Source organism: Curtobacterium sp. BNK-1 (assembly GCF_048685235.1).
Taxonomy (GTDB): Bacteria; Pseudomonadota; Gammaproteobacteria; order Enterobacterales; family Enterobacteriaceae; genus Pantoea; species Pantoea agglomerans.
The window spans coordinates 20,457-43,882 of sequence record NZ_JBLQTJ010000001.1 but is presented as its reverse complement, the minus strand read 5'-3'; the positions used below and the strand labels follow the sequence as shown (position 1 = coordinate 43,882).

Genomic DNA, 23,426 nt, shown 5'->3' with positions numbered 1-23,426 from the left:
CCGGTAATTAAGGGGTGATGGAATTCTGTGCAAGGATAACACAAGGGCGGGCGATAGTGCATCGCCCGCCCCCGAACAGTCTGAATAACGCGCTTAGAAGTTAAAGCCCAGCTGCATCATCGCGCCCCAGGTGTTGTTAGCACCTACAGAGCCCGCCAGATCCAGATGGACGGCTTTGTTAAACGGTGACAGACCAAAACCGGCCGTAGCGACATTTTCGTCATTAGAACGCATGTCCGCACGATAACCTGCACGCAGCTGCAGCCAGTCAAGTACGCGGTATTCCGCGCCCACTGCCGCATACTGGCTGTTATCCTGAGTTTTGAAGCGTTTGGTTTCAGTCAGATCCACATCGCCCGTCACGGTAAACGGACCTTTATCCCAGGCCAGACCGGTGGTGACCAGCGGGCGAATCTGGTAGGTGTCGCGGAAACCATTGACCTCTTTGGTCTGCAGATCGCGAGAAACCAGGTTCTGTCCGGTTACACCCAGCGTCCAGTTTTCAGCAAAGGTGGTCGCCAGACCGGCATCAACGTTAAAGCCGGTGTCGGTGCTGCGATACTGGCTGTTATTGATGTCACTTTTGTCGTAGTTGTAAATGCTGGCGGTGTAGTTATAGAGCCAGGTTTTCTGCACTTTCGGTGTGACGCCTACCGATACTGGCTGACCAGCGATGGTGAACTCATGCGCCACTGCAACACCATAATCGGTGACCAGCGCCGCCAAGCCATTCGCGCTGGAGCGCAGGTTATTTTGATCGCCAGGACGAGGAAGCACTGTGCCGTTAGCCACACCGCGCAGATAGTCGATATCGCTCTGGACCACATTGGCACGCACGTGCGCTGAGCCATAGGCTTTGGTGATAAAGGCGAAAGGCAGCGTCTCGTCAGGGATAGTGACGGCCAGGGCAACCCCGGCGTTACCGTCCGCTTTGTTGCCGCGTAAATCACTTAGCTGGTTGGCGACATCGCCTGAGGCGGCGCGCACTTCAGGATAGCCACGCAGATAATCAGCGAAGGTTAAATTACTGAGCACGTCGCGGTAGCGATCAACGGTATCGGTGATGTCATCCACTTTGTCGATCAGATGATCTTTGTCGGTGACCTGAATACCGGCTGAAGGGAAAATAATGCTGACGCTATCGTCGGGTTTGGCACGCGTCATTAATGCCGGGTTCGCCAGCACTGCGGAGCCATAAAGAGAAGATGCTACGCCGGTGCCGCCCATGGCGTCATTACGTGCATCATACCAGGTCCCTGCCGCCATGGCGGAAGAAGAAAGGAAAAGCGCGGTCGTTACAGCTGTGTAGATTAGCGCTGAACGTTGAGCGGATTTTTTCACCATTTGCCTGCCATCACCTGAGAAATTGCCATTGAAACATTCAATGACTGAATAGTTTGTTAGCCCTATTGTGAACCCTGGCTAACGCGTTATTGCTGTGAATTCAAAGGAAACAGTGTCTTAATTCAAAGGATTGGACGTTTTCCAATCAAAAAACCGTTGTAATTGTTCAAACTGCATTGGGATATTTCAAATAATGCCAGACTTTTCTTAAGTCTTTCTGAACATTACTTCTTAACTCAGTGAGATGCAAAGCAAAATGCCAACAAATTCCGCTTCAGGTTGATTCGGAATGGATCTGATTTGTCGTCAGATTTGAGATAGAAGACGGCTTAAATTCTGATTCTGCTGCTTTATCAGGCAAATGATGCTGTTTTTCAGACGAAAACCAACCTCAGCGCCGCGAAACTATGTGTGATAAAATAACATCACTTATCCAGCGGAGAATTTTCATGACAAACATGACGTCGCAGCAAATTTTGATTCAGGCCGAAAAGATGTGCCTGCAGCGCGGTGTGCGTCTGACTTCGCAGCGTGCTGAAGTGTTGCGCCTGATGGCCGAGCAGCCTGGCTCGATCAGCGCCTACGATCTGCTGGATCAACTCCGGGTCAGCGAGCCGCAGGCCAAGCCTCCCACGGTTTACCGGGCGCTCGATTTCCTGCTGGAGCAGGGTTTCATTCATCGGGTGGAATCCAACAACAGCTACGTCATGTGTCATCATTTTGAGGCACCAGCACATACATCGGTGATGCTGGTCTGTGACCGCTGTGCCGCCGTTACAGAGAAACAGGCGCAGGGCGTAGAGAAGATTATTGCTGGTCTGGCAGGTGAAGCGCAGTTTGCATTACGCCACAGCGTGATTGAAGCGCATGGTTTATGTGAAAATTGTGCTGCGGTTGAAGCCTGTACGCACCATGAAAGCTGCGAGCATGACCATCAGGATGAGGGTAAAAAGCGGGGGAAACGCGGGTAATCGGCACATCCTTGTGCTGTTCCGGTGAGGGCCCACCGGAACGCATTCAGCTGATTATCAACCTATTGTCTGATTACCAGCGGTGATCTTTGTTCTGACCTTCCCAGGCGGTTACTTCGCGCTCGGCTTCATCTTTGGTAGAGCCGTAACGCTCCTGGATTTTACCGACCAGCTGATCGCGTTTACCTTCGATAACCTGCATATCATCGTCGGTCAGCTTGCCCCATTTCTCTTTCATTTTGCCTTTGAACTGCTTCCAGTTGCCGCTTGCTTCGTCTTTATTCATGGCAGACCTCCAATCCTCGGGTTTTAATGATTATCTTGCTACTTAACAAAATAACGATACAAAGCGCTGGTTAACTGCGCTGCATAGAGTTAATTGTAGTAGCCAATTTATTAACCGTGGAATAATACAGAATAATCCGTATCGGCTTGCGTGCAGCCACGGCTGACTCAGGCATCAAACCAGCTGTTCTGACGCCAGTGCTTACGCCAGATGAGCCACAGCGACAGGCCGCGCAGCGCCAGGAAAACTGTGACTGCCAGCCAAAGACCATGGTTACCCAGTACCGGTACGCTAAGCAGCGTCAGAAAATAGCCTGCTGCGGCAACTACCATGCTGTTACGCATCTCACGCCCGCGCGTCGCCCCGATGAACATGCCATCCAGCAGATAACACCAGACACCGATCAGCGGCATAATCATCTGCCAGACCAGATAGCGGTCCGCTGTCTGCTGGAGTGACTGAAGAGAGGTCAGCAGGGTAACGATCTGCGGGCCAAAAATGGCATAGATCAGCGAAAAGAACAGCGCCACCACCACCGCCTGCCGACAGGCAGAGTGCCAGACGCGCAGGAGCTTGCTGCCATCTTTTGCACCATGCGCCTCACCCGCAAAAACTTCAACCGCATAGGCAAAGCCATCCAGCGCGTAGGCAGTAAAAGTGATGAACATCAGTAATACTGCGTTAACCGCTACTACATCCGGACCCAGCCGGGCACCCAGTACGGTCAGCGAGGCGAAACAGAGCTGCAGCATCAGAGATCGCAGCATGATGTCCCGGTTCAGTCGCAGCAGTCGGCCGCTGTCACCGCGCCAGCTCTGCTTCAGCAGGCTAAGCGTAATTCCGCGCAGTTTTAACACCCGCCAGACCATGATGCTGCCGACACCCAGCGTAATGTATTCCGCCAGCGCCGTGGCGGTTGCCGCCCCCGCGACCCCCCAGTGCAGCCCCATCACCAGCCAGAGATCGAGCACGATGTTAACCAGGTTGCCCACGACCAGCAGGATCACCGGCGCGCGTGCATACTGCACGCCCAGCAGCCAGCCCAGAATGACCAGGTTTGCCAGCGTGGCAGGCGCACTGAGCCAGCGAATCTGAATAAACAGTGCCGCCTGTTCGAGTACATCTGGATTGCCGCCAACCAGATGGGTCGACAGCTGAATAATCGGATAACGCAAAGCGATGAACAGTACGCCCGCCAGCAGCGCAATGATCAGCGGCTGAGTCAGCGCGCGTGCCAGCGCCATTTTATCGCCCGCGCCAAATGCCTGCGCCGTAAGGCCAGTGGTACTCATTCGAAGGAAAAGCAGCAGCATAAAGAGGAAGCTGGTCACTGTAGTCCCGACCGCAACCCCGCCAAGATAGACAGGGCTGTCGAGATGACCAATTACTGCAGTATCGACCACTCCCAGTAAGGGAACGGTGATATTTGAAAGGATCATCGGCAGCGCAAGCCGCCAGAGATTTTTATCGGTTGCCGTAATAAAGCGCATTCGCCGTTCCGTGCTCAGTGTCGCTGCGCAAAAGAGGCAGCGACAAAATTAGGGCAGACAGAATAGCATCAGAGAAGGCGAATGCACGCTGGCAGAAGAATCAGAGCCACTCGCCGTTGCGCACCACGCCAACAGCCAGACCTTCTATGGTCAGTGACTGCGCACGGGTATCGACAACAATCGGGTCAAAATCGCTGTTTTCCGGCAGCAGATGCACGATAGCACCCTGCTTTTTCCAGCGCTTAACGGTGACTTCATCATCAATGCGGGCAACCACAACCTGGCCGTTACGCACATCCTGGGTTTTATGCACCGCGAGCAGGTCGCCATCCATAATCCCGATATCTTTCATCGACATTCCGCTGACGCGCAGCAGGAAGTCAGCAGACGGCTTAAACAGGCCCGGATCGACCTTGTAGTGGGTTTCGATATGTTCCTGCGCCATGATCGGCTCACCGGCAGCAACCCGGCCAATCAGCGGTAGCCCTTCTGAGGCTTCTTCTTCCATTAACAGTCGAATGCCGCGCGATGCACCGGAAACGATCTCGATGACGCCTTTGCGCGCCAGCGCTTTCAGATGCTCTTCTGCCGCGTTCGGCGAACGGAAGCCCAGCTGCGCGGCGATCTCGGCACGCGTAGGCGGCATGCCCGTTGAAGAAATATGGTCGCGAATCAGGTCATAGACCTGCTGCTGCCTGCTGGTTAATGCTTTCATCCCGCCCCCTGGTTGTTTATACAGTCGCTGTGAGTATATACAGGTATTGGTGAAATGGAAACCGATTGTCAGGGAAAACGCGCCCTCAGACGCGTTATGGAAGGCTTATCGCAAATGTGTCCAGAGCAGCGCGATCCAGACGAAGAGTGCCAGTAAGATGCTGATCAGCACCGCCGCCGAGCCCATGTCTTTTGCCCGGCCCGCCAGCGGATGATGCTCCTGACCGATGCGGTCGACCACTGCTTCAATGGCGCTATTGAGGATTTCAACAATGACCACCAGCACCACCGCCCCAATCATGAGGATGCGGGAGACCACATCGACATCCAGCCAGCACGCGATAACAATAGCGGCCAGCGCAGCCAGCGCTTCCTGCCGAAACGCCGCTTCATGTTGCCAGGCGGCACGCAGTCCCTGCCATGAGTAACCTGCAGCTTTTACTATTCTGATAAGTCCGGTGGCATTATTTGCCATGATGTGGGAACCCTTTCATCGGATTGACGTCAATGTCTGGGCTGCGTGCAATTGGCACCACCACAGATCTTCGCTGCGCTTTCTGGTATGCTTGCGGCGCTTTGCTAACAAGAGGCTTCATGTTGTCTATGTCAGGTTGGCGTAAACTCTATTACAAACTGCTTAATTTACCACTGTCGTTTTTGGTAAAAAGTAAGGCCATTCCGGCCGATCCCGTGTCTGAACATGGTCTGGATCCGACCCGACCTATTATGTATGTTTTGCCTTACGATTCGAAGGCCGACTTACTGACTTTACGCGCACAGTGTCTGCGGCATCATCTGCCCGACCCGCTCACTCCGCTGGAGATTGATGGTTCTCTGCTGCCGCGCCACGTCTTTATCCACAATGGCCCTCGCGTCTTCCCCTATTTTGTGCCCAGCGTTGAATCCGTGAAAATTTTTCACGATTACCTGGACCTGCATCGCAATAACCCTAAGCTGGATATTCAGATGCTGCCGGTCACGGTGATGTTTGGCCGCGCACCAGGACGTGAAGTCCAGGGCGAAGCAACGCCACACCTGCGGGTGCTGAACGGGGTGCAGAAGTTTTTTGCGGTGATCTGGCACGGGCGCGACAGTTTTGTCCGCTTCTCGCCGACGGTGTCGCTGCGCCGCATGGCAACTGAACACGGTACGGATCAGTCGATCGCCCAGAAGCTGGCTCGTGTGGCGCGCATTCATTTTGCCCGCCAGCGGCTGGCGGCGATTGGCCCGCGCTTGCCGGCGCGTCAGGATCTGTTTACTCGTCTGCTGCAATCCAAAGCGATTGAAAAAGCAGTAGAAGATGAAGCTCGCAGCAAAAAAATCTCCCATGAGAAAGCGCAGCAGAATGCCGTCGAGATGATGGAGGAGATTGCGGCAAACTTCTCCTATGAAGCCATCCGCGTAACTGACCGCGTGATGGGCTGGCTCTGGAGTCGGCTCTATCAGGGCATCAACGTCAATGGCGGAGAAAAAGTTCGCCAGCTGGCGCAGGATGGCCACGAGATTGTCTATGTGCCGTGCCATCGCAGCCACATGGATTATCTGCTGCTCTCCTATGTGCTCTATCATCAGGGTCTGGTGCCGCCGCACATCGCAGCCGGTATCAATCTCAACTTCTGGCCAGCCGGCCCGATTTTCCGTCGCCTGGGCGCTTTCTTTATTCGTCGTACCTTTAAAGGCAACAAGCTCTACGCCACGGTATTCCGCGAATATCTCGGCGAGCTATTCACCCGCGGCTATTCGGTTGAGTACTTTGTCGAAGGTGGCCGTTCACGAACCGGTCGCCTGCTGGACCCTAAAACGGGCACCTTAGCCATGACGCTGCAGGCGATGCTGCGCGGCGGAAATCGCCCCATCACGCTGGTGCCGATCTATATCGGCTATGAGCACGTGATGGAAGTGGGCACTTACGCTAAAGAGCTGCGCGGCGCGGCGAAAGAGAAAGAGGGCTTCATGCAGATGGTGCGCGGCTTACGCAAGCTGCGCAATCTCGGTCAGGGTTACGTGAACTTTGGCGAACCCCTGCCGCTGGTCAACTATCTCAATAAGCGGGTGCCGGAATGGCGCGATGCCATCGATCCGATTGAGCCACAGCGTCCCAGCTGGTTAACCCCAACCGTCAACGATATTGCTGCCAGCCTGATGGTGCGTATCAATGAAGCGGGCGCGGCTAACGCCATGAACCTCTGTGTCACCGCCCTGCTGGCGTCACGTCAGCGCTCACTAACCCGTGAACAGCTGATTGAACAACTGGAGTGCTATACCCAGTTGCTGCGCAACGTGCCTTACTCGCCAAATGCGACCGTACCCGATCTTTCAGCGGAAGCGCTGCTGGATCACGCCATGGGTATGAATAAGTTTGAGAGTGAAAAGGATAGCATTGGCGACATCATCATTCTGCCGCGTGAGCAGGCGGTGCTGATGACCTACTATCGCAACAATATTCATCATATGCTGGTGATGCCGTCGCTGATTGCCGCCATTGTTCAGCAACATCAGACGCTGAGCGAAGCAGAACTGCTGCGTCAGGTGAGCCTGATCTACCCGATGCTGAAGAGTGAGCTGTTCCTGCGCTGGCAGACCGATGAGCTGCCGCAACTGCTGACCGAACTGAGTCAGGAGCTGGCGCGTCAGGGCCTGATTACGCTCGAAGCTGGCGAATTGCGCTTTTCCTCAGCGCGCTATCGCACGCTGCAACTGCTGGCCGCCGGTGTGCGTGAAACACTGCAGCGCTATGCTATTACGTTCTCCATTCTCAGCGCCAAGCCGACGATTAACCGCGGCACGCTGGAAAAAGAGAGCCGGACGCTGGCACAGCGTCTGTCGGTGCTGCACGGTATCAATGCTCCGGAATTCTTCGACAAAGCGGTCTTTACCTCACTGGTTCTGACCCTGCGCGATGAAGGGTATATCAGCGACAGCGGTGATGCCGATGTTGCGCAGACTCTGGCGACCTGGCATATGCTGGCAGACCTGGTCACCAGCGATGTCCGTATGACGATTGAAACCGCTGTGGCGCACGACTGACCCCAGCGCGCATAGTAAAAAGGCGACCTCATGAGGTCGCCTTTTTTGTGCCTGAATCCCCTGTCAGAACAGCTGGCTGAACGGCGGGGTATTCATCAGTACACCGAGGAACAGCACCATCCCAACATAGTTATTATTGAGAAAAGCCTGGAAACAGGGTTGCCGCTCGCGTCCGGCGATCAGCTTCTGTTGATAAACAAACAGCGCGGCGGCCAGTAATAGCGTCCAGTAGAAGGCGCTGTTCAGATGTAGCATGAGGCCAACCAGCGCCATCAGCAGCAGCGTCGCCAGTTGCAGCAGACCAATGATTAGCTTGTCGAAACGGCCAAAGAGAATCGCGGTCGACTTCACGCCAATCTTCAGGTCATCATCCCGATCCACCATCGCATACTGAGTGTCATAGGCGACCGTCCAGCAGATGTTGGCGATGAATACCAGCCAGCAGACCAGAGGTAAGGACTCACTAACTGCGGACCATGCCATGGGAATGGCCCAGCCAAAGGCGGCACCCAGCACTACCTGCGGCAGGTGGGTATAACGCTTCATAAAGGGATAGACCCAGGCCAGCGCCAGCCCCACCACGGAGAGCATAATCGTCATCATGTTCATGGTCAGTACCAGCGCAAAAGCCGCCAGAGCCAGTATCACGAACAGCAGCTTAGCCTCTTTTGCACTCACCGCGCCGCTGGCCAGTGGCCGATGCTTCGTACGTTCGACATGACCGTCTACTTTGCGATCGGCGTAGTCATTGATCACACAACCGGCTGCACGCATCACGATGACCCCGGCAACAAACACCGCCAGCACCGGCAGCGGCGGAATCGCCATGTCAGCCAGCCATAATGCCCAGAGCGTTGGCCACATCAGCAGCAGCGTACCGATCGGCTTATCGATACGCATCAGGCGCGTGTAGGCCCGCCATTTATTTATACTTAAGCTATTTTGCACCACAGGATCCTCAGACCAGATCGCGATAGAGCGGCGATGCCGGTAAAAATAGTTCAGTCAGCAGCAGCGGTTTGCCGGAGAGACGCAGGCGTGAACGTCGTCCCCACAATCCCTCCACCTGCCCCGGCTCAATAAAATCGCGGGTCAGCGTTGAAGAGGAGAAGAGATAGCGACCCAGCGGCCGGGTGCCCAGCTGCTGCAGCATCGCTTCTGGCCCGTTAAGGGTGCTTTCCGGCACCAGCGTACGGCCAGCCAGCCAGGGCTGATCGTCGCCGAACAGCAACACTTCACGCAGCCAGAAGCGTTGATCGTCTGGCAACAAGCCCTTTTCATCACCCAACTCGCTGGCGTCGATAAAGCCTTCACGCAGCGGCTGAACCGTGACCCGCTGACAATGTTGTTCAAAACGGCGCGTCATTGAATCCTCCTCCATCAGCCAGTCGAGCAATGGCGGCGCAAGGGTTGCCTGCGACGGAGAAAGCCAGTTGAGCGCACGTAATAAGCTGAGCGCGTCTTGCGACATAGCACCACTCCCAATAATTTTCAGGACGCTAGTTTAGCGCAGAGACGCGATGCGAACACCTGCCGTCATGACAGACGGCAGGGAGATTACTCGCGTTTCAGGCGGTTGCTGTTTGCCAGCCACAGAGTGATTACCAGAATCAGAATCGCCGCAGAGTAACAGAGCGTATCGAAGGGATTTTTATGGTCGACGATAATCAGGCGGATAATTGCCGTGATACCGATATAGACAAAATAGCGCAGCGGAAAGTGATATCCCGACTGAAAGTACTTAACAATCAAAGCAATAAATTCGAAGTAGAGGAAATAAATGACAATCCCCTCAATCAACAGATAGGAGGATGACTGCTCGCTGGTGTTAAACAGCACGTTTGCCAGATGGATAGTTTCTTTGCCTAAAAAGACGATCAGGATGATCGCCAGACTCAGCAGACCCAGATTCAGCACCCATTGCAGTACCGTTGCAAGGTGGCGGGCCAAAGGATTTTTGTCACTCATGTTGCGCCTTAAAAAAGGAGTTGTTAGCGCGCGGTATCATGCGCGAGTGTGACGCAAATCACAATAACTCCTCAGGCCTCCACATCAACACAGAGCGCATCGTAACGCCAGTATTCACAGTCGCAATCAATCACCTCTTTTTGCTGGTTGCGATTGATGCGGGTGATCAACAAACCGGGGCTGCCCGGTGCCACATTCAGCATGGGTGCGGCGACCTCCGGCAGCGGGCCGGGCAGGATGGTGAAGCGCGCGCCGCCGTAACGAATGCCGTAGCGCTGGTCATAGAGATCGGTCAGTGAGCGGGTCAAATCTTCATCAAGCAGACCAGGAAAAAAACGCGGATTGAGGTAGTGTTCAACATAGAGCACCGCGCGCCCGTCGATGCGCCGCAGGCGGCGGATGCAGTAAACCGACGAACCGGAGGCCAGCCGCAGCGCTGTCGCCACGCTGTCGTGTGCCGCGACCTGTTCGGCGGCGATGACCTCGGTAGCCGCCTGCCGTCCCTGCTCCATTGCCATGGCATGAAAGTGGCTGTGATGCAGCGGGTTATAGATCAGCCGCGGCGGTGCGATAAACCAGCCGCGACGCAGTTCCCGGTAGATCATCCCCTGGGCTTCCAGCTTGCCCAATGCTTCCCGAAGGGTAATCCGGGTCGTGCTGAACGCTTCGCTTAAGGCACGCTCCGCCGGCAGTCGCCCGGCGCTGAACTCTCCGGCCTGAATACGCGTCAGCAGGACGCTGGCGATCGCATCCGCCGTTTTGAGTGCTATCGACTCCACAACAGTAGCCTCATTTTGGTGCGACTCCGCACTCTTACTGTTCAGGTAAACGCGCCTGTGACAGGCGAACGGGTCACATCTTTCATCGCCCATCCCCCGCACAGCGCCGCCCTGTCATAAATCGTTCATATACAGGGGCTACATTGGCTCGGTTCTTGCTGGACTAGACCAGCCAGGCCCATCAACTTACACCCGGAGCAACTGAGATGAAAGCGTTTATCGCCTCTGTAGTAGCCAGTGCTGTAGTGCTCACCCTGCCCGTTGCGCAGGCCGCCGATAACGACCTTGCCGCACTGGAAAAAGCGGCACGCAGTGAAGGCCAGGTCAACAGCGTCGGGATGCCGGATAGCTGGGCTAACTGGAAAGATACCTGGAACGACATCAGCAGCAAATATGGCCTTAAGCACAGCGATACCGATATGTCATCGGCGCAGGAGCTGGCGAAATTCGATGCAGAAAAAGAGAACGCCAGCGCTGACATCGGTGACGTGGGTGCCGCCTTTGGCCCGATCGCTGTCGCTAAAGGTGTGACCCAGCCCTATAAACCCACTCACTGGGATCAGATTCCGGCCTGGGCTAAAGATAAAGATGGCCACTGGGCGCTGGCCTATACCGGCACCATCGCCTTCCTGATCGACAAGCAGCAGGTTAAAGATATCCCCCACAGCTGGGCCGATCTGAAAAAAGGTAAGTATGTGGTTACTATCGGTGACGTCGGCGTGGCAGCTCAGGCGGCTAACGGCGTACTGGCGGCAAACTACGCCTTAGGTGGCGATGAGAAGAACCTGAAACCGGCGCTGGCTTTCTTTGCCGATCTGGCCAAACAGGGTCGTCTTGGCGTTACCGATCCGGTGATTGCCAATATCGAAAAAGGCGAAGTGCAGATGGCGGTGGTGTGGGACTTTAACGCCCTTAACTACCGGGACCAGATCGACAAAAACCGCTACGAAGTGGTGATCCCGTCTGATGGCTCCGTGACCTCCGGCTACACCACCGTCATCAACAAATATGCGAAACACCCTAACGCCGCAAAACTGACGCGCGAATATATCTTCTCAGACCAGGGACAGATCAATCTGGCGAAAGGCTATGCCCGTCCGATTCGTGCCGAGCATCTGACGCTGCCAGCGGACGTCCAGGCTCGCCTGCTGCCGCAATCTGAATATAAAAATGCCCGTCCGGTGAAGGATCAGGCTGCCTGGGATAAATCGTCGAAAATGCTGCCGCGCCTGTGGCAGGAAAACGTCATCATCAACATGCAGCAGTAATTCGCGGCAGGGAGAACGGAATGAAGACCATTTTGGTAGTGCTGGACGGCCTGAGCAATCAGGTCGCACAACATGCAATGGGTTACCTGCATGCCGAATGTTCGCAGGGCAACGGATTTTATTACCGTATGACCTGTGAGTTACCCTCGCTGTCACGCCCGCTTTATGAGTGCATTCTGACCGGTGTTCCGCCGGTCAGAAGCGGCATTATTCATAATGGCGTCAGCCGGTTAAGCCGCGAGCGTAGCATCTTTCACTTTGCGCGAGCGGCGGGACTGACGACTGCGGCGGCGGCCTACCACTGGGTGAGTGAGCTTTATAACCAAACGCCGTTCGTTCCGGCGCGCGATCGTCACACTGACGCGCCGGACCTGCCCATTCAGTATGGCCATTTTTATTCTGACGATAGCTATCCCGACTCGCATCTGTTTGAAGATGCAGAAAGCCTGCGGCTGCGTCACGATCCCGATTTTCTGCTAATCCACCCGATGAATATCGACGATGCCGGTCATAAATCGGGCCTCTCCTCGCCACAGTACCGCAACCGGGCACGCATCGCCGACGGCCTGCTGTCGCAGTGGATGCCCTTGTGGCTGGCTGAGGGCTATCAGGTGATGGTGACCGCCGATCACGGCATGAATGACGATCGCTCCCACGGCGGCATTCTGCCGGAAGAGACCACGGTGCCGCTGTTTGTCTTTGGCCGGGCTTTCTCGCTGCAGCCTGACCTGGCACCGCAGCAGACCGATCTGTGCGGCACGCTGTGTGAACTGCTTGAGGTGGCGCATGACAAGCCGGTCTGTCGCGGCCTGCTGGCGGAGTCGAAGAGATGAGAGGAAAAGGAGTCGCGCTGCTGCTGCTGTTACCGTTCACCCTGTTCTGGGTCGCCTTTCAGCTGGCACCGCTGTTGTGGATCGCCATTAGCAGCTTCTGGAGTGAGATGAACAGCCAGTGGGGCTGGGATAACTATCAGGACATTCTCACCTCGCCCTTCTACCAGCAGGCGTTTCGTTTTTCGCTGGATATCTCACTCTGGTCAAGCGTCTACGGCTTACTGATTGCACTGGTCACCGGCTATTCACTGCATCAGCTCGGCGGCGGGCGACTGCAGCGCTTTCTCATCGCTTTTACCAACATGACCAGCAACTTTGCCGGTGTCCCGCTGGCGTTTGCCTTTGTGATTCTGCTGGGGCTGAACGGCTGCCTGACATTGCTGTTGCGCCATTATGGTCTGATTGAGAGCTTCAGACTCTTCTCGCGCAACGGCATGGTGCTGGTCTACACCTGGTTCCAGATCCCGCTGGGCGTGCTGCTGCTCTACCCGGCGTTCGACGGGCTGAAAAAAGAGTGGCAGGAGTCCGCTGCGCTGCTGGGTGCCAGCCGCTGGCACTACTGGTGGCATATCGGCCTGCCGATTCTGTTTCCGGCGCTGCTCGGGACCTTTGTGATCCTGCTGGCGAATGCGCTGGGCGCTTACGCCACGATTTATGCCCTGACCACGGGTAATTTCAACGTGGTGCCGGTGCGTATTGCCGCGCTGGTCTCCGGCGATATCTCGCTGGATCCCAACACCGGTAGCGCGCTGGCGATGCTGCTGGTGGCGATTATGGCGCTGATCACCCTGGTGCAGCAGTATCTGGTGCGCCGTAGCTATCTCAATGCGAAACAGCCATGAAAGGAGCCGCCATGTCACGTGCTGAGCACCTCTATCACCGGATAATGGTCGGGTTACTCTTTACCCTGCTGGCACTGCCTTTACTGGCCACACTGCTTTATGCACTGTCGTCCGACTGGAGTAACACCATTCTGCCACAGGGCTATAGCCTGAAGTGGTTCATCCAGCTCTGGAGCGACCCGCGATTTCTGACGGCGCTGGGCCATTCGCTGCTGATTTGCCTGGGTTCGCTTCTGTTCTCGCTGGTGCTGGTGCTGCCTGCCATGTTTGTAATCGCTTACTATTTTCCTCGACTGGATGCGGTGATGAACGTCCTGATCCTGATGCCTTTCGCCGTGCCGCCGGTGGTGTCGTCAGTGGGATTACTGCAACTCTACTCTTCGTCACCGCTGATGCTGACCGGCACGCCGTGGATCTTAATCGGCTGTTATTTCACTATCGCGTTGCCCTTTATCTACCGGGCGCTGGCGAACAATATGCAGGCGATCAACCTCAAAGAGCTGATTGATGCCGCGCAGTTGCTGGGTGCCAGCACCTGGCAGGCGGCGCTGTGGGTCGTGCTGCCCAACCTGCGCAAAGGGATGCTGATTGCCGTGCTGCTCTCTTTCTCCTTCCTGATTGGCGAATTTGTCTTCGCTAACCTGCTGGTCGGCAACCGCTATGAAACCCTGCAGGTTTACCTCTTCAACATGCGTAACGGCAGCGGTCACTTCACCAGCGCGCTGGTGATCTCCTACTTCTTTGTGGTGCTGCTGGTTACCTGGCTGGCCAACGCCCTGAATCCCGAACGAGGCTGAATATGAGTTACCTTGAGGTCAGAGAGCTGAACAAGTCCTATGGACCCACGCCCATTTTTGAGCAAATCGATTTCAGCGCCGCTGAAGGGGAATTTGTCACCCTGCTCGGCCCCAGCGGCTGCGGTAAATCGACGCTGCTGCGTTGTCTGGCGGGATTAACCGGCGTCGACAGCGGTGAAATCAGGCTGGAGGGCAAAGATATCGTACCGCTGACCCCACAGAAGCGCGCCATCGGTATGGTGTTTCAGAGCTATGCGCTGTTTCCCAACATGACGGTAGAGAAGAACGTCGCATTTGGCCTGAAGATGCAGAAACTGCCCGAAGCGCAGATTCGCCAGCGGGTGCTGGAGGTGCTGGAGCTGGTTGAACTCAATGATTACGCGCGCCGTTATCCGCACCAGTTGTCAGGCGGGCAGTGCCAGCGCGTAGCACTGGCTCGTTCGCTGGTGACGCGTCCGCGTCTGCTGCTGCTGGATGAACCGCTGTCGGCGCTGGATGCGCGTATTCGCCGCCATCTGCGCGATCAAATCCGGCGCATCCAGCGCGAGCTGAATCTCACCACCCTGTTCGTCACCCACGATCAGGAGGAAGCGCTGACGCTCTCCGATCGTATCGTGCTGATGAACCGGGGCAAAATCGTGCAGAATGGCGATGCCGAAGCGCTCTATACCCAACCGGTCGATCTCTTCGCCGCCGGATTTATTGGCAACTACAACCTGCTGAGCGCTGAGCAGGCGACGCGACTGACCGGTCAGCCTTTCCACAGCCAGGTGGCCATTCGCCCGGAATCAATGCTGTTCACCGCGCCGGGCCAGGGCATTCCTGCGGAAATCCTCAGCCACAGCCTGCTGGGCAACGTGATCCGCTATCGTATCCGGGCGCATGATGTGGAACTTTCGGTTGATGTGCTTAACCGATCGGCGGCGGATTTGCATCCCGCTGGCAGGAAGATTGGTCTACAATTGGAGATGTCGACTTTGCGCCAGGTGGCTTAAAACACAGGAAAAAATCACGCATAGCACGGCAATCCCCTTCACAGATTGCTCTCTTCCGTCAGGCTGGCAGTCTGTGCTTTGAGCCTGACATTCGAGGAGCGACACCACGTGTTAACCCTGCTTAATTTACTCTCTGCGGTGGCCCTGCTGGTCTGGGGCACGCATATCGTACGAACCGGCATCATGCGGGTCTACGGTGCCGATCTGCGCCGCGTCCTGAGCCGCAGCATAGAAAAAAAACCGATGGCGTTTCTGGCGGGCATTGGCGTGACCACGCTGGTGCAGAGCAGCAACGCCACCACGCTGCTGGTGACCTCTTTTGTGGCGCAGAATCTGGTCAGCCTGACGCCCGCGCTGGTGGTGATTCTTGGCGCGGATGTCGGCACCGCGATTATGGCGCGTATCCTGACGTTTGATCTCTCCTGGCTCTCACCGCTGTTTATCTTCTTTGGCGTGGTGTTCTTCCTCAGCCGCAAGCAGACCCGTGCGGGTCAGTTAGGCCGGGCCAGTATTGGCCTGGGCCTGATATTGCTGGCGCTGCAGCTGATTGTCGAAGCGGCTCGCCCGATTACCCAGGCTGCCGGTGTCCAGGTGCTTTTCTCCAGCCTGACCGGCGACGTGATGCTCGATGCGCTGCTGGGTGCGGTGTTCGCCATCATCAGCTACTCCAGCCTGGCCGCGGTGCTGATCACCGCGACGCTCACCGCCACCGGCGTGATTTCATTCAAGGTGGCGCTCTGTCTGGTGATTGGTGCCAATCTCGGTAGCGGCCTGCTGGCGATGATCAACGCCAGCGGCTCGAATGCTGCGGGCAAGCGCGTGGCGCTCGGCAGCCTGCTGTTCAAGCTGATCGGCTGTGTGTTCATCCTGCCGTTTGTCGATATTGTGGCGGAGTGGCTGGATAAGCTGCCGGTCAACGATGAAGAGTTAGTGATTTTCTTCCATGTGTTTTACAACCTGATCCGCTGCGTGGCGATGGTGCCGTTTGCTGACCTGATGGCGCGCCTCTGTCGCCGTATGATCGCCGACGACGTGGATAACGCGCTGCACCTCAAGCCGAAGCACCTCGATCGCAGCGCGCTGGATACGCCGGCGCTGGCGCTGGTGAATGCCGCCCGCGAAGCGTTACGCATGGGCGACGTGCTGGAGCAGATGCTGGAGGCGTTTAATAAGGTGGTACATGGCGAATCCCGCGAGGAACGCACGGTGCGCAGGCTGGATGATGATGTCGATGTGCTCTATACCGCCATCAAACTCTATCTGGCGCGGATGCCAAAAGAGGACCTCCCCGAAGAGGACTCACGTCGCTGGGGCGAAATCATTGAAATGTCACTAAATCTGGAGCAGGCCGGGGACATCATTGAGCGGATGAGCGGCGATGTCGCTGACAAGTCACTGGCAGCGGGCCGCGCGTTCTCTGCCGAGGGATTAAAAGAGCTGCAGGAGCTGCATGAGCTGCTGATCGCTAACCTCAGAATGAGTCTGTCGGTGTTTCTGTCACACGATATCACCAGTGCTAAACGTCTGCGCCGCGCTAAACATCGCTTCCGTCTGATGATCCGCCGCTACTCTCATGCGCATGTTGACCGCCTGCACCAGAAGAACGTGCAGAGTATTGAGACCAGTTCGCTGCATCTCGGTTTACTGGGCGACATGAAGCGCCTGAATTCACTGTTTTGTAGTGTGGCCTACACGGTGCTGGAACAGCCCGACGATGAACGTGACTATGAATAAAACTGAGTGGAGTGAATAACCTGCCGCGCCGGAACGACGATCGTCCGGCGCGGCAGCAGTGAGATGCGGCGCAGTGCAATAATGCGCCGCCACTGTTACTTCTTCTTAATCGGCTTCCCTGACCAGTAACCCGCCAGCAGTGAACCTGACAGGTTGTGCCACACCGAGAACAGCGCGCCTGGCAATGCCGCCAGTGGTGAGAAGTAGAGTTTTCCCAGCGTCGCCGCCAGACCGGAGTTTTGCATGCCGACCTCAAGCGCCAGGGTACGGCAGGTTGACTCATCGAAGCCAAACAGCTTACCGCCCCAGTAGCCGCCAAGCAGGCCAATCGCGTTATGCAGGATCACCGCCGCGATCACCATCAGACCCACCGATCCAATAAAGGCCTGACTGCCCGCCACCACCGCACTGATGATCAGCAGAATACAGACCATCGAAAACGCAGGCAGCCAGGGTTCCACCCGGCGAACCACGCTGTTCATGCTGTGATGAATGATCAGTCCCAGGGAGATGGGGATCACGACGATCTTCACGATGCTCAGCAGCATGCCAGCCACATCAACCTGAATGTGGGTATCAACATAAAAGCGGGTTAACAGCGGCGTGGCGAATACACCCACCAGCGCAGAGACTGACGAGATCGTCACCGACAGCGCCACATCCCCCTTCGCCAGATAGATCATGACGTTGCTGGCGGTGCCGCTGGCAACTGAGCCGACCAGAATCATACCGGCAGCCAGATCGGGCGGCATATGAAACAGTTTTGCCAGTCCCCAGGCGGCTAACGGCATCACCAGATAGTGCAGAAAGGTTCCGGCAATCACCGGCGCAGGTCGGGTCAGGACCCGTTTAAAATCGTCGATATTCAGGGTCACACCCATGCCGAACATAATCAGCATCAGCAGATAAGTGACCCAGGGTCCGATGCCGAGAAACGTACCTGGAGAGTAATAAGCGGCGACAGACAACAGCACGGCCCAGAGCGGGAACAGGCGGGTTAACGTGGCGAGCATAGCCAGACTTCCTTATAAGAATGTTATGTTTTATGCAGATTTGCCATAGAGAGTCATCATGCAGGAACGACTGCCGTGACGAAGGCGGGATCATAACATTTCATTATCATGGCGTAAGGCGAAGATGGGGCGAGGCGGCAAAATGCGGATCGACTGCTGCCGATCCGCTGCATATCGAAGAAATTACGCTGCTTTTTCCTCTAAACCGCGGTAGATCAAACCACCAATCACGGCACCGATAATCGGCATTAACCAGAACATCCACAGCTGAGAGATCGCCCAGTCACCCTGGAACAGGGCTGCCGCGGTGCTGCGTGCCGGGTTAACCGAGGTATTGGTTACCGGAATGCTGATCAGGTGGATCAGGGTTAACGCCAGGCCGATCGCAATAGGTGCAAAGCCTTTCGGCGCGCGCTCGCTGGTGGCACCCATAATCACAATCAGGAAGATAGCGGTCATCACCCCTTCGGCGATCATACCTGACTGCAGGCTGAAGCCGCCCGGCGAGTGTTCACCGTAGCCATTCGCCGCAAAGCCGCTGGCCGCTGCACTGAAGTCGCCTTTACCGCTGGCGATCAGATAGAGCACCGCGCCAGCGGCAATGCCGCCAGCCAGTTGCGCGATGATGTAAGGGATAGCCTGAGACGCGGGAAAACGTCCGCCTGCCACTAATCCCAGGGTCACCGCCGGGTTAAAGTGCCCGCCTGAGATGTGACCGACCGCATACGCCATGACCAGCACGCTCAGCCCGAAAGCCAGCGCCACGCCCATGAAGCCAATGCCCAGCTCCGGGAACGCAGCTGACAGCACGGCACTTCCACAACCGCCGGCCACCAGCACGAAGGTACCCAGCGCCTCTGCGACTAACCTTTTCATGATATTTCCTAAATTTGGGTGAATTAATTCAGCGGCGGGATTATAAATCTGCGGAAAGGGAGCGCAATGCAGGTGCACGAAATGCGCAGAGAAAGGGGTTGCCATTTGGCAATAACAGAATGTAACTTTCTGTATTAAGGGGATTTATCGGAAGTCGCGTGCCGGGGAGTAATGAGGGAGATATGAACCATTCTTGCCGTTTTTCAGGCCGCACTGACGCGGCCTGAATGGCAGAGAAGTTTACTCGAACAGATTACGATGCAGCGTACGTACCACGCTTTCCGCATCGTTGCCCGGTACCAGGAAGCAGAGGTTGTAGCTGCTGGCACCGTAGCAAATCATCCGCAGGTTGAACGGGTCGAGCACACCAAACACCTCTTTGCCGACGCCGCACGCTTTTGACAGCTGGTTGCCGATAATCGCCACCAGCGCCAGATCTTCTTCCACTTCAACCCGGCACAGCGACGAGAGTTCAGTCAGTAAAGCCTGGGTCAGCAGGCTGGCACTGGTTGAGGTCGATCCGGTGGTGTCGAGCGTCAGTGCCACGCTCACTTCGGAGGTGGTGATCAGGTCAACCGAGACGTTATGACGCGCCAGAATATTGAAGAGTTCGGCAAGGAAACCAAACGTATGCAGCATGTTAAGGCTGTGCAGCGTTAACAGCGTCTGCTTACGGCGTAGCGCAAGCGCCCGAAACAGCGGCGGGTTGCGGGTTTCATTGCAGACGCGGGTCCCACCGGCTGCCGGATCCTTACTGGAACCGACAAATACCGGAATACCCCGGCGTACAGCGGGAAGCAGCGTCGCCGGGTGCAGCACTTTCGCACCGAACGTCGCCATTTCAGCGGCTTCTTCAAAAGTAATTTCATCAATACGCTTCGCCGTCGGCACCACGCGCGGGTCGGTGGTGTAGATGCCCGGTACATCCGTCCAGATATCCACACGCGCCGCGTTCAGCGCTTCGCCCAGCAGCGCGGCGGTGTAATCACTGCCGCCGCGACCCAGGGTGGTGGTGCGCCCTTCGCTTTCACTGCCGATGAAACCCTGAGTAATGACCAATGCCTGCTCAATGCGCGGCTGTAACTGCGCCGTCGCCTGCTCCGCCAGCACCTGTACATCCGGTACTGCCCGGCCAAAATGATCGTCGGTACGCATTACCTTGCGGACATCGAACCACTCCGCATTAACCTGGCGTTCACGCAGAATTTCCACAAACAGCAGTGATGACATCAGCTCACCGTGGCTGACCAGTTCATCGGTCAGGGCATTCGAGGTGGCCAGTGAGGCGGCTTCGGAAAGCATGCTGATATTGTCGATCATCCGATCGATTTCATCGCGGATCACTTCCGGACGCTGCAGGCGATCAACAATGGCGTACTGGATACGGCGGATATCATCAAGCAGCACAGCGCGCTGGGGAGCCTGCTGGCCTTCAGCCAGCGCAACCAGCAGATTAGTAATGCCCGCCGAAGCAGAGAGCACCACCAGACGCGTGCTGGCGTCCTGCAACACCACATCGGCGCTGCGGTTCATCGCTTCAAAATCGGCTACGCTGGTGCCGCCGAATTTTGCCACTATCAGTGTTTGAGACATGTAGGACCTCGTGTCAGGTTATCTTGTTCTCGCCGATGAAAGGGTCGAGAAACATTCTTTCAGCCAGGCACAAGGAAAGAGCAGAAACGGGCGGACAAGATCGGATAGACGAGTCACCCAGAAGCGCCCCACCTTGCGAAACGTCGACTGCAGACGTTTCTGGTGACAACCCAGAGGATTCAGCCCCTGTAGCCGACAGGCAGCACACCGCGTGCTGACCCACCTCGGCGTCGCTCCCCATCATGTGTTTTCACCGGATACGGTTCCTCCAACACACTGCCTGGGCGACGCGCCTCTTCTGGCTTGCGCACAGGTGCGCAAGTAGGCGCATAGATCTAGCCTTTTCTGGACCTGCTGTCAATGTCAGCGATGCCCGGAGCGCCGCATCAGAAAACAAATGACTCTGCGTCGCAGCGGCTACAGTGCTTAATGGGTTCAGCCCATGCAGCAATCCCTGATACGGCACAACGTTTTGCGCAGACTTTCGCGTCACACTTTACCGCGCGTTGCCTCTGCGGTCCGCTGGCTGTTCGCGCCAGTGAATGCTGGCGATAAACAGCGGCGTTCAGATCGCCTGTCCGGCGCGCGCTGACAAAATTTTTCCTTTCAGTTACAACTGTGGTCATACTGAAACGCTAAACGGGCATGATGTGCCTCCGATGGAATGACGGTTCTTAATATCAACAAGAGTGTTGCCATGAAAAATATCAATCCGACACAAACCGCAGCCTGGAAAGCGCTGCAACAGCATTTTGAGCAGATGAAGTCGGTAGAAATTGCCGATCTGTTCGCCCAGGATGCCGATCGTTTTGCCAAATTCTCTGCCACCTTTGATGATCAGATGCTGGTGGATTTCTCCAAAAACCGCATCACCCAGGAAACCCTCGATAAGTTACAGGCGCTGGCCAAAGAGACCGACCTGAGCGGTGCCATTAAGTCTATGTTCTCGGGTGAGAAGATTAACCGCACCGAAGATCGTGCGGTGCTGCACGTCGCGCTGCGTAACCGGAGTAACACGCCGATTCTGGTGGATGGCAAAGATGTGATGCCAGAGGTCAACGCGGTGCTGGATAAGATGAAAGGGTTCTCTGAGCGCATCATCAGCGGCGAATGGAAAGGCTATACCGGTAAAGCGATCACCGACGTGGTGAATATCGGTATCGGCGGCTCTGACCTCGGCCCGTTTATGGTGACTGAAGCGCTGCGCCCGTACAAAAACCATCTGAACATGCATTTTGTCTCTAACGTTGACGGCACCCACATCGCCGAAACGCTGAAAGACCTCAGCCCGGAAACCACCCTGTTCCTGGTGGCATCGAAAACCTTCACCACCCAGGAAACCATGACCAACGCCCACAGCGCGCGCGACTGGTTCCTGAAAACGGCAGGCGACCAGCAGCACGTAGCGAAACACTTTGCTGCGCTGTCGACCAACGCCAAAGCGGTGGGCGAATTTGGTATCGACACCAACAACATGTTTGAATTCTGGGACTGGGTTGGCGGCCGCTATTCACTGTGGTCAGCGATCGGCCTGTCGATCATTCTCTCGATTGGTTTCGATAACTTCGAGCAGCTGCTGAGCGGCGCACATGCCATGGACCAGCACTTCGCCTCTGCGCCGGCTGAGCAGAACCTGCCGGTGCTGCTGGCACTGATTGGCATCTGGTACAACAATTTCTTTGGTGCTGAAACCGAAGCGATTCTGCCTTACGACCAGTACATGCACCGCTTTGCCGCCTATTTCCAGCAGGGCAATATGGAGTCAAACGGCAAGTATGTGGATCGTGCCGGTCATCCGGTGGACTACCAGACTGGCCCCATCATCTGGGGCGAACCTGGCACCAACGGTCAGCACGCGTTTTATCAGCTGATCCACCAGGGTACCAAGCTGGTTCCGTGCGACTTTATTGCGCCGGCCATTACCCATAATGCGCTCGCGGATCACCATCCGAAGCTGCTCTCTAACTTCTTTGCCCAGACTGAAGCGCTGGCGTTTGGTAAGTCATGGGACGTTGTAGAGAAAGAGTTTACCGATGCCGGTAAATCTGCAGAGTCTGTAGCCCATATCGTGCCGTTCAAGGTGTTTGAAGGTAACCGCCCGACTAACTCCATCCTGCTGCGTGAGATTACCCCTTACAGCCTGGGCGCGCTGATTGCCCTGTATGAGCACAAAATCTTCACTCAGGGTGCCATCCTGAATATCTTCACTTTCGATCAGTGGGGTGTGGAATTAGGTAAGCAGCTGGCGAACCGTATTCTGCCGGAACTGGAAAACGAGGACGAAGTTACCACTCACGACAGCTCCACTAATGCCTTAATTAACCGCTATAAATCCTGGCGTTAATCGGCGTTAATTTCATCGGGCGGCCACTTTGCCGCCCTTTTTTTGACTGTTTTTACATCTGAATGGGCTGTTTATATCGTTGGAGAGCATGGGTTGTCAGGGAAAAGTCTTAAAATAACCTAAGATAATTCTGAACATCGATGCGCTGAACGGGCCAGCATAAAGTATAAAATGGTCCTGAAATCGGGTAATCTCTATTGTTAGCTATTGATTCATAATCATATTCAGTTTCAGCAATCCTGAGTAAATTCTGATTATTCTTATTCCGTACCAGATATTAATAAAAAAGAACATTACGCTTTGCAATTGATTCGCCAGCAGCGAAATATCTGGCATCAGCCCGAAATATTCCGATATAAAAAGTAGTTATCCCCAATCCAGCTAATTAAATCACGCGCCCACCCCGCTATTCACCCTGGTTTTTCCGGTGCTGAACTCTGGTATTTTGTTGCCCTATACTGAACGCGCCCGCAATGGGACTGTCTGTCGATTTTGCCGCAGTCTGACTGCGTTGCAACCTCAGCGGACAGAGATCCTTCATTCACTCAATGC

At 55.8% G+C, this 23,426-nt stretch carries 21 protein-coding genes and 1 riboswitch; of the genes, 9 read left to right on the top strand and 12 right to left on the bottom strand.

Annotation, left to right across the window (positions count from 1 at the left end; genetic code table 11):
* Nucleotides 1-93: 93 nt before the first annotated feature.
* Complete coding sequence (locus ACMGGP_RS00175; protein ID WP_498798026.1) at nt 94-1,344, bottom strand: conjugal transfer protein TraF; 1,251 nt, start codon at nt 1,342-1,344, stop codon at nt 94-96.
* A gap of 449 nt (nt 1,345-1,793) precedes the next feature.
* On the opposite strand from ACMGGP_RS00175, the gene zur reads away from it, so the two are divergent.
* The gene (zur, locus tag ACMGGP_RS00170) at nt 1,794-2,315 is read left to right on the top strand and encodes a zinc uptake transcriptional repressor Zur (protein ID WP_010252202.1); all 522 of its coding nucleotides are present in this window, start codon (nt 1,794-1,796) and stop codon (nt 2,313-2,315) included.
* A gap of 73 nt (nt 2,316-2,388) precedes the next feature.
* Here zur and ACMGGP_RS00165 read toward each other — a convergent pair whose 3' ends face one another.
* From ACMGGP_RS00165 to ACMGGP_RS00150, 4 genes are all read right to left on the bottom strand, one after another.
* Nucleotides 2,389-2,601, bottom strand: a complete 213-nt coding sequence (locus tag ACMGGP_RS00165; RefSeq protein ID WP_010672212.1) for a CsbD family protein — start codon at nt 2,599-2,601, stop codon at nt 2,389-2,391.
* Between the two features lie 167 nt (nt 2,602-2,768).
* Nucleotides 2,769-4,091 (bottom strand): MATE family efflux transporter DinF, encoded by a 1,323-nt coding sequence (dinF, locus tag ACMGGP_RS00160; protein WP_498798025.1) that lies wholly within the window; start codon nt 4,089-4,091, stop codon nt 2,769-2,771.
* A gap of 100 nt (nt 4,092-4,191) precedes the next feature.
* Entirely contained in the window at nt 4,192-4,806 is a 615-nt protein-coding gene (lexA, locus tag ACMGGP_RS00155; RefSeq protein ID WP_010252231.1) for a transcriptional repressor LexA, read from the bottom strand.
* A gap of 105 nt (nt 4,807-4,911) precedes the next feature.
* Nucleotides 4,912-5,280, bottom strand: a complete 369-nt coding sequence (locus tag ACMGGP_RS00150) for a diacylglycerol kinase (protein WP_010252234.1) — start codon at nt 5,278-5,280, stop codon at nt 4,912-4,914.
* Nucleotides 5,281-5,399: 119 nt separating this feature from the next.
* Between ACMGGP_RS00150 and plsB the strand changes: the two genes are divergently transcribed.
* Nucleotides 5,400-7,832, top strand: coding sequence for a glycerol-3-phosphate 1-O-acyltransferase PlsB (gene plsB / locus ACMGGP_RS00145; protein WP_022625215.1), 2,433 nt, complete (start codon nt 5,400-5,402; stop codon nt 7,830-7,832).
* A gap of 63 nt (nt 7,833-7,895) precedes the next feature.
* Here plsB and ubiA read toward each other — a convergent pair whose 3' ends face one another.
* The 4 genes from ubiA to ACMGGP_RS00125 form a co-directional block, all read right to left on the bottom strand.
* Nucleotides 7,896-8,780 carry a 4-hydroxybenzoate octaprenyltransferase gene (gene ubiA, locus ACMGGP_RS00140; RefSeq protein ID WP_022625214.1) on the bottom strand — a complete coding sequence of 295 codons (885 nt, stop codon included), beginning with the start codon at nt 8,778-8,780 and terminating at the stop codon, nt 7,896-7,898.
* Nucleotides 8,781-8,790: 10 nt separating this feature from the next.
* Entirely contained in the window at nt 8,791-9,303 is a 513-nt protein-coding gene (ubiC, locus tag ACMGGP_RS00135; RefSeq protein WP_010252243.1) for a chorismate lyase, read from the bottom strand.
* An 86-nt stretch (nt 9,304-9,389) separates the two neighbouring features.
* Nucleotides 9,390-9,800: a phosphate-starvation-inducible protein PsiE gene (psiE, locus tag ACMGGP_RS00130; protein WP_010252246.1), complete on the bottom strand. Its 411-nt coding sequence runs from the start codon at nt 9,798-9,800 to the stop codon at nt 9,390-9,392.
* A gap of 71 nt (nt 9,801-9,871) precedes the next feature.
* The gene (locus tag ACMGGP_RS00125) at nt 9,872-10,579 is read right to left on the bottom strand and encodes a UTRA domain-containing protein (protein ID WP_022625213.1); all 708 of its coding nucleotides are present in this window, start codon (nt 10,577-10,579) and stop codon (nt 9,872-9,874) included.
* Between the two features lie 206 nt (nt 10,580-10,785).
* On the opposite strand from ACMGGP_RS00125, the gene ACMGGP_RS00120 reads away from it, so the two are divergent.
* From ACMGGP_RS00120 to ACMGGP_RS00095, 6 genes are all read left to right on the top strand, one after another.
* A complete protein-coding gene (locus ACMGGP_RS00120; protein ID WP_010252250.1) occupies nt 10,786-11,847 on the top strand; it encodes an ABC transporter substrate-binding protein in 1,062 nt (353 codons plus the stop codon).
* Between the two features lie 20 nt (nt 11,848-11,867).
* On the top strand, nt 11,868-12,680 hold the full coding sequence (locus tag ACMGGP_RS00115; RefSeq protein WP_498798024.1) for an alkaline phosphatase family protein: 813 nt from the start codon (nt 11,868-11,870) through the stop codon (nt 12,678-12,680).
* Entirely contained in the window at nt 12,677-13,522 is an 846-nt protein-coding gene (locus ACMGGP_RS00110; protein ID WP_498798023.1) for an ABC transporter permease, read from the top strand. The genes ACMGGP_RS00115 and ACMGGP_RS00110 overlap by 4 nt, the downstream gene beginning before the upstream one ends.
* A gap of 11 nt (nt 13,523-13,533) precedes the next feature.
* Nucleotides 13,534-14,319 carry an ABC transporter permease gene (locus ACMGGP_RS00105; protein ID WP_498798022.1) on the top strand — a complete coding sequence of 262 codons (786 nt, stop codon included), beginning with the start codon at nt 13,534-13,536 and terminating at the stop codon, nt 14,317-14,319.
* A gap of 2 nt (nt 14,320-14,321) precedes the next feature.
* Nucleotides 14,322-15,314, top strand: coding sequence for an ABC transporter ATP-binding protein (locus ACMGGP_RS00100; protein WP_498798021.1), 993 nt, complete (start codon nt 14,322-14,324; stop codon nt 15,312-15,314).
* Nucleotides 15,315-15,422: 108 nt separating this feature from the next.
* Nucleotides 15,423-17,048 (top strand): Na/Pi cotransporter family protein, encoded by a 1,626-nt coding sequence (locus ACMGGP_RS00095; protein WP_010672204.1) that lies wholly within the window; start codon nt 15,423-15,425, stop codon nt 17,046-17,048.
* Nucleotides 17,049-17,143: 95 nt separating this feature from the next.
* On the opposite strand, the gene panS is transcribed toward ACMGGP_RS00095, so the two are convergent.
* From panS to lysC, 3 genes are all read right to left on the bottom strand, one after another.
* Nucleotides 17,144-18,061: a ketopantoate/pantoate/pantothenate transporter PanS gene (panS, locus tag ACMGGP_RS00090; protein WP_010252655.1), complete on the bottom strand. Its 918-nt coding sequence runs from the start codon at nt 18,059-18,061 to the stop codon at nt 17,144-17,146.
* 183 nt (nt 18,062-18,244) lie between these two features.
* Nucleotides 18,245-18,937 (bottom strand): aquaporin Z, encoded by a 693-nt coding sequence (aqpZ, locus tag ACMGGP_RS00085; RefSeq protein WP_010672203.1) that lies wholly within the window; start codon nt 18,935-18,937, stop codon nt 18,245-18,247.
* Nucleotides 18,938-19,177: 240 nt separating this feature from the next.
* Complete coding sequence (lysC, locus tag ACMGGP_RS00080) at nt 19,178-20,530, bottom strand: lysine-sensitive aspartokinase 3 (protein ID WP_022625207.1); 1,353 nt, start codon at nt 20,528-20,530, stop codon at nt 19,178-19,180.
* Between the two features lie 113 nt (nt 20,531-20,643).
* A riboswitch (Lysine riboswitch) is annotated at nt 20,644-20,836 on the bottom strand.
* A gap of 391 nt (nt 20,837-21,227) precedes the next feature.
* On the opposite strand from lysC, the gene pgi reads away from it, so the two are divergent.
* Entirely contained in the window at nt 21,228-22,874 is a 1,647-nt protein-coding gene (gene pgi / locus ACMGGP_RS00075) for a glucose-6-phosphate isomerase (RefSeq protein ID WP_498798020.1), read from the top strand.
* The last annotated feature ends 552 nt before the right edge of the window (nt 22,875-23,426 follow it).

Bases quoted from the DNA above. Each gene is read 5' to 3' on its own strand.
- ACMGGP_RS00175 (WP_498798026.1), bottom strand. From the start codon at position 1,344: ATGGTGAAAAAATCCGCTCAACGTTCAGCGCTAATCTACACAGCTGTA.
- zur (WP_010252202.1), top strand. From the start codon at position 1,794: ATGACAAACATGACGTCGCAGCAAATTTTGATTCAGGCCGAAAAGATG.
- ACMGGP_RS00165 (WP_010672212.1), bottom strand. From the start codon at position 2,601: ATGAATAAAGACGAAGCAAGCGGCAACTGGAAGCAGTTCAAAGGCAAA.
- dinF (WP_498798025.1), bottom strand. From the start codon at position 4,091: ATGCGCTTTATTACGGCAACCGATAAAAATCTCTGGCGGCTTGCGCTG.
- lexA (WP_010252231.1), bottom strand. From the start codon at position 4,806: ATGAAAGCATTAACCAGCAGGCAGCAGCAGGTCTATGACCTGATTCGC.
- ACMGGP_RS00150 (WP_010252234.1), bottom strand. From the start codon at position 5,280: ATGGCAAATAATGCCACCGGACTTATCAGAATAGTAAAAGCTGCAGGT.
- plsB (WP_022625215.1), top strand. From the start codon at position 5,400: ATGTTGTCTATGTCAGGTTGGCGTAAACTCTATTACAAACTGCTTAAT.
- ubiC (WP_010252243.1), bottom strand. From the start codon at position 9,303: ATGTCGCAAGACGCGCTCAGCTTATTACGTGCGCTCAACTGGCTTTCT.
- psiE (WP_010252246.1), bottom strand. From the start codon at position 9,800: ATGAGTGACAAAAATCCTTTGGCCCGCCACCTTGCAACGGTACTGCAA.
- ACMGGP_RS00120 (WP_010252250.1), top strand. From the start codon at position 10,786: ATGAAAGCGTTTATCGCCTCTGTAGTAGCCAGTGCTGTAGTGCTCACC.
- ACMGGP_RS00115 (WP_498798024.1), top strand. From the start codon at position 11,868: ATGAAGACCATTTTGGTAGTGCTGGACGGCCTGAGCAATCAGGTCGCA.
- ACMGGP_RS00110 (WP_498798023.1), top strand. From the start codon at position 12,677: ATGAGAGGAAAAGGAGTCGCGCTGCTGCTGCTGTTACCGTTCACCCTG.
- ACMGGP_RS00105 (WP_498798022.1), top strand. From the start codon at position 13,534: ATGTCACGTGCTGAGCACCTCTATCACCGGATAATGGTCGGGTTACTC.
- ACMGGP_RS00100 (WP_498798021.1), top strand. From the start codon at position 14,322: ATGAGTTACCTTGAGGTCAGAGAGCTGAACAAGTCCTATGGACCCACG.
- panS (WP_010252655.1), bottom strand. From the start codon at position 18,061: ATGCTCGCCACGTTAACCCGCCTGTTCCCGCTCTGGGCCGTGCTGTTG.
- aqpZ (WP_010672203.1), bottom strand. From the start codon at position 18,937: ATGAAAAGGTTAGTCGCAGAGGCGCTGGGTACCTTCGTGCTGGTGGCC.
- lysC (WP_022625207.1), bottom strand. From the start codon at position 20,530: ATGTCTCAAACACTGATAGTGGCAAAATTCGGCGGCACCAGCGTAGCC.
- pgi (WP_498798020.1), top strand. From the start codon at position 21,228: ATGAAAAATATCAATCCGACACAAACCGCAGCCTGGAAAGCGCTGCAA.